The organism is Caballeronia sp. M23-90 (assembly GCF_053574605.1).
The window spans coordinates 1-4,136 of the sequence record NZ_JBSIPA010000545.1 but is presented as its reverse complement, the minus strand read 5'-3'; the positions used below and the strand labels follow the sequence as shown (position 1 = coordinate 4,136).

5 protein-coding genes are annotated in these 4,136 nt (G+C 59.6%); 3 read left to right on the top strand and 2 right to left on the bottom strand.

What is annotated here, in order from left to right; all coding sequences use genetic code 11:
- Positions 1-884 (top strand): aldose epimerase family protein (locus tag ACRXB1_RS32140; protein ID WP_449494330.1); only part of this gene is annotated, 884 nt, incomplete at its 5' end.
- A gap of 12 nt (positions 885-896) precedes the next feature.
- On the opposite strand, the gene ACRXB1_RS32135 is transcribed toward ACRXB1_RS32140, so the two are convergent.
- Together ACRXB1_RS32135 and ACRXB1_RS32130 are read right to left on the bottom strand one after the other, a co-directional pair.
- Positions 897-1,244 (bottom strand): cupredoxin domain-containing protein, encoded by a 348-nt coding sequence (locus ACRXB1_RS32135; RefSeq protein ID WP_075359041.1) that lies wholly within the window; start codon positions 1,242-1,244, stop codon positions 897-899.
- A complete protein-coding gene (locus ACRXB1_RS32130; RefSeq protein WP_449494329.1) occupies positions 1,241-2,206 on the bottom strand; it encodes a metallophosphoesterase family protein in 966 nt (321 codons plus the stop codon). The genes ACRXB1_RS32135 and ACRXB1_RS32130 overlap by 4 nt, the downstream gene beginning before the upstream one ends.
- Before the next feature lie 189 nt (positions 2,207-2,395).
- Here ACRXB1_RS32130 and ACRXB1_RS32125 point away from each other — a divergent pair, with 189 nt between their 5' ends.
- Positions 2,396-3,004 (top strand): RNA polymerase sigma factor, encoded by a 609-nt coding sequence (locus ACRXB1_RS32125; protein ID WP_062171061.1) that lies wholly within the window; start codon positions 2,396-2,398, stop codon positions 3,002-3,004.
- Positions 2,994-3,671 carry an anti-sigma factor family protein gene (locus tag ACRXB1_RS32120; protein ID WP_449494328.1) on the top strand — a complete coding sequence of 226 codons (678 nt, stop codon included), beginning with the start codon at positions 2,994-2,996 and terminating at the stop codon, positions 3,669-3,671. The genes ACRXB1_RS32125 and ACRXB1_RS32120 overlap by 11 nt, the downstream gene beginning before the upstream one ends.
- Positions 3,672-4,136: the final 465 nt, after the last annotated feature.

The following is a 4,136-nucleotide window of genomic DNA, read 5'->3' as shown; positions in this document are numbered from 1 at the left end:
CGGCGGGGTTTCACCGGGCGTTATGGGACGCGCAGGAAGTCGATGGCGGTATCGAACTCACACATGAATCGCCGGAAGGTGAAGCGGGATTTCCCGGAGCGGTATCGACCACGTTGCGCTATACGCTCAACGAAGGCGGCAACCTGCTGCATGGTGGCGCGGCGGGGTTTCACCGGGCGTTATGGGACGCGCAGGAAGTCGATGGCGGTATCGAACTCACACATGAATCGCCGGAAGGTGAAGCGGGATTTCCCGGAGCGGTATCGACCACGTTGCGCTATACGCTGGACGACGACGGCACGCTCACGCTCGCATACGAAGCGGTGTCCGACGCGCCGACGCCCGTCAACCTCACGAACCACGCGTGCTTCAATCTCTCGGGCGACGACACAGCCGATATCCGCGGCCATGTCATCTCCATAGACGCCGATACCTTTTTTAAAGTCGATGCCGCCCTGATCCCCGAGGGCCGCGCCGAAGTCGCGGGCCACGCGTTTGATTTTCGCGCGAGCGCCCCGCTGGGTGCACGGCTCGACTGGCCGCACGATCAGTTGTCGCGCGCAGGTGGTTTTGATCATTGTTATGTAGTGGGCGAACGCGGTGATTCACACAGGCCCGTGGTGCGCCTTTACGACCCGGGCAGCGGCCGCGAACTGACCATGGGCACGAATGCACCCGGCGTGCAGTTCTATACGGGCAATCATCTCGATGGCATCGTCGGACGGCATGGCCGGCGCTACGGCAAACACGCCGGCCTGTGCCTGCAGGCGGGCGCGTTTCCGAACCAGGTCAACATGCCGGATGCCGGCAGTGTGATCGTGAGCCCTGGCGAAACGTACAGGCAGGTCACCTGGTATCGCGTGGGCGTGCGGCATGGCGCGTGATTGCGTGCTTGCCTATTTCACGACGATCATCCCCGTCATATGCGGGTGCAAGGAACAGAAGTACTTATACGTACCGGGCTTGACGAACACCTGAGAGAATTTCTCGCCGGAGTCGAGCGGCGGTGACTTGAACGTGCGCGGCGTAGCATCGTTGACGATGGTATGAGGGATATCGTCACGGTTTTCCCACGTCACGGTCGCTCCGGCCGCCACCGACAACTGCGCGGGACTGAACGAAAAATTATCGATGACGACCGCGGCCGTGGGTCCTACATCGGCAAATGCAGGACCCGTTGCACCGCTGGTTGCGATAAGCAGCGTTGCAATCCGTACCACCCGTAGAGTAGAAAGAAGGTTCATACGCTCAACCTCGTGTCGACGACGGCAAGTTCCATGTGACCTGGCACGTAATTCACGGACCGAACGCCGAGCAAGGTGCGCAGCGTGTCGGCAGGAACTTTCATTGGACCGGGGCCTGCCGCCGTGCCCGGCACAGGTTGCGGAAAGGCTGTTGACATTGCCGAGTAAAAGCTGATGTCGCCCTCCACCTTCTGCGCCACCTGATGCACGTGGCCGTTCAGAACCGTCACAGACCCGAAGCGTTTCATCATGCTCAATGCTTGCGCACTGTCATCGGTGCCCCATCCCCATTCCGGATACAACGACCACAGCGGGATGTGCGCAAACACGACAAGCGGCGTGCTGGTCGAACGGCGCGCCAGGTCTTGTTTCAGCCATGCAAGTTGTTCATCGCCGAGATAACCCAGGCCGCCGCCGCGCATGTTCAGCACATTCGTCAAACCGATAAAATGAACCCCGCCCTGGTCGAAGCTGTACCATTTTTTATCGGCGGGCTTCGAGAAGCGTTCGAAATACGCATTGCCGTCGTCGACCAGTACGTCGTGTTCGCCAGGCACGTAGTGGACATCGAGTCCCGCGCTGCCGATGATTTGCGCGGCCGTATCAAACTCGCCCGGCTTTGACAGATGGCTGACGTCGCCGGTATGGATCATGAATGCAGGTTTCTGGTTCGACGCGCGGATCGTGTCGACGGCTTCCTTAAGCGTGCTCGCCGGATCGAGATTCGGGTCCTTGCTGAAGCCTATGTGACTGTCGCTGACCTGCACGAAGCTGAACGCGTGACGGTCGACCTGGGCTGCTTGCGCCGTGCCGCCCAAAAGCCTCGAGCCGGGGACGCCACCGCTGAGCGTCCATAGCATGCCGGCGCCGGCCCACGCCATGCAGCTCAGCGCGGTGCGCCTTTTGGCGCCATGTTCGCCGAGTGTTTTGGGCTCCGCTGTATCTTTCGTGATGTCAGGCATGACGGGTTCCTTGTAGTGTTGGAAATGGGTTTGATTGCCCCATGCTCATCGAACTGCAATACGCCCTGCCTTATTCCAGGTTTATTTTTTCCGCAAACTCGCGTAACGGGGAATAAGTCGATGCCAGCGCCGGTAAGTTAGATTGAGTGCTTGCGTCCTTTCGCAGCTGGAGTAGTCAGGAGAACACCGATGGGGAAGTCCCCGCCGAATCGCTTCGATCAGGTGATGCTGCCGCATCTGGACGCGGCGTATAACCTCGCCCGCTGGTTGAGCGGCAGCGCGACCGAAGCTGACGACGTCGTGCAGGAAGCTTTCCTGCGGGCTTTCCGTTTCTTCGATGGCTATACCGGTGACAACCCGCGCGCATGGCTGCTCGCGATCGTGCGTAATACGTGGTTCACGGAGTGGCGCAAGCATCATCATCAGGCGGACTCCACGCCCTACGACGACTCGCTGCAAGTCGATGAACAGCTTCCCGGTTGGTCCGACGAAAGCGGCGACGACCCCGAGAAGATGGCGGTGCGACAGGACGAGACGGATCTCGTGCATCGCGCGCTTGCCATGTTGCCGGTGGAATTTCGTGAGGTGATCGTGCTGCGTGAACTGGAGGACATGAGTTACAAGGACGTGGCGCAGGTTGCGGGCATTCCTATTGGCACGGTCATGTCGCGGCTCTCGCGCGCGCGGCGACTGTTGTGCAGTGCAGTGCGCATAGCGCAAGGCAATCCGGAACACCCTGCCATTCGTCTGGTGAAAACACCGCCTGCCGGCGCCGAGGAGTCCAAGCGTGGAAACTGAAAACAACGTGTCACTCGCCGAGAAGCTGCGCGATGGATCGCTGTACGAACGCGCGCCTTCGTCGCTGCACGCTCAGGTGCGCGCGCGGCTCAACGAACAACACGAAAAGAAGCGGTGGTTCTCGTTGAACTGGCCGATGCGCTCTGCAGGCTTGCTGTTTGCCGGCGGCGGTATCGCCGGGATCTGCGCATGCGCGCTGGTGTTCTTCTCGATGATGTTCTTTCAACGTCCCGGTGGAACGAACGGGATCGAACAGGAGATTGTTGCGAGCCACGTGCGGGCGCTGATGTCAGCGCGGACCATGGATGTGCTTTCAAGCGACCAGCATACGGTGAAGCCGTGGTTCAACGGGCGCATTGATTACGCACCTCCTGTGGTCGACCCACAAGCGCAAGGATTTCCATTGGTTGGTGGAAGACTTGACTATGTGGACCATCGGCCGGTGGCTGTCATGATTTATCACTACCTCAAACACCCTATCGATCTCTATGTTTTCCCTGATACCGCAGGTCATGCAGCGGTGCCTGCAGCCATGACCACCGAGACGAGTGAAGGGTATTCACTGATCAAGTGGCGGCAGAACGGGATGGTGTTCTGGGCAATCACCGACGCTTCGCCTGTTTATTTGAAGCGCTTTGCCGACGCCGTGGTTGCCGGTTTGCAATGAGGTCATGGGTCGCGCCCAAGCCCGGCTTGGACCTCGTTTTTCATCATACGGTTCTCTCTGCTCCCGAGCATCTTCAACGGGTCATTCATCAGATATTCGCGATTTGAAAACCTCGTTCGCACCGGCGAGCTAAACCCTTTTTAAGCAGGCAGAATCATCGCCTGGTCGGGCGCTTTTCTTGCTGATTGGGGACACCACACGCCGCTTCGTCATGCTGATCAGAAACGAGTAACTCGTGCGAGAACGATGCGGGTATCACGTGCTGTGGTGTCCATCTGCCACGGGAGAACCGCCGTGAAATCTCTGCACTCCAAATTCGCTGTTTACGCAGTCTGTCAGCGTCGTCTGTTCGAGAGTTGTGCAGGATTGCTGATCGCGGCATGCCTCGGTTCATGTGGCGGCGGTTCAGGCGGCAGTCCTTCCACGTCTGCCAGTGCGGGGGGTGCCAGCGGCGCCAGCGGTGCA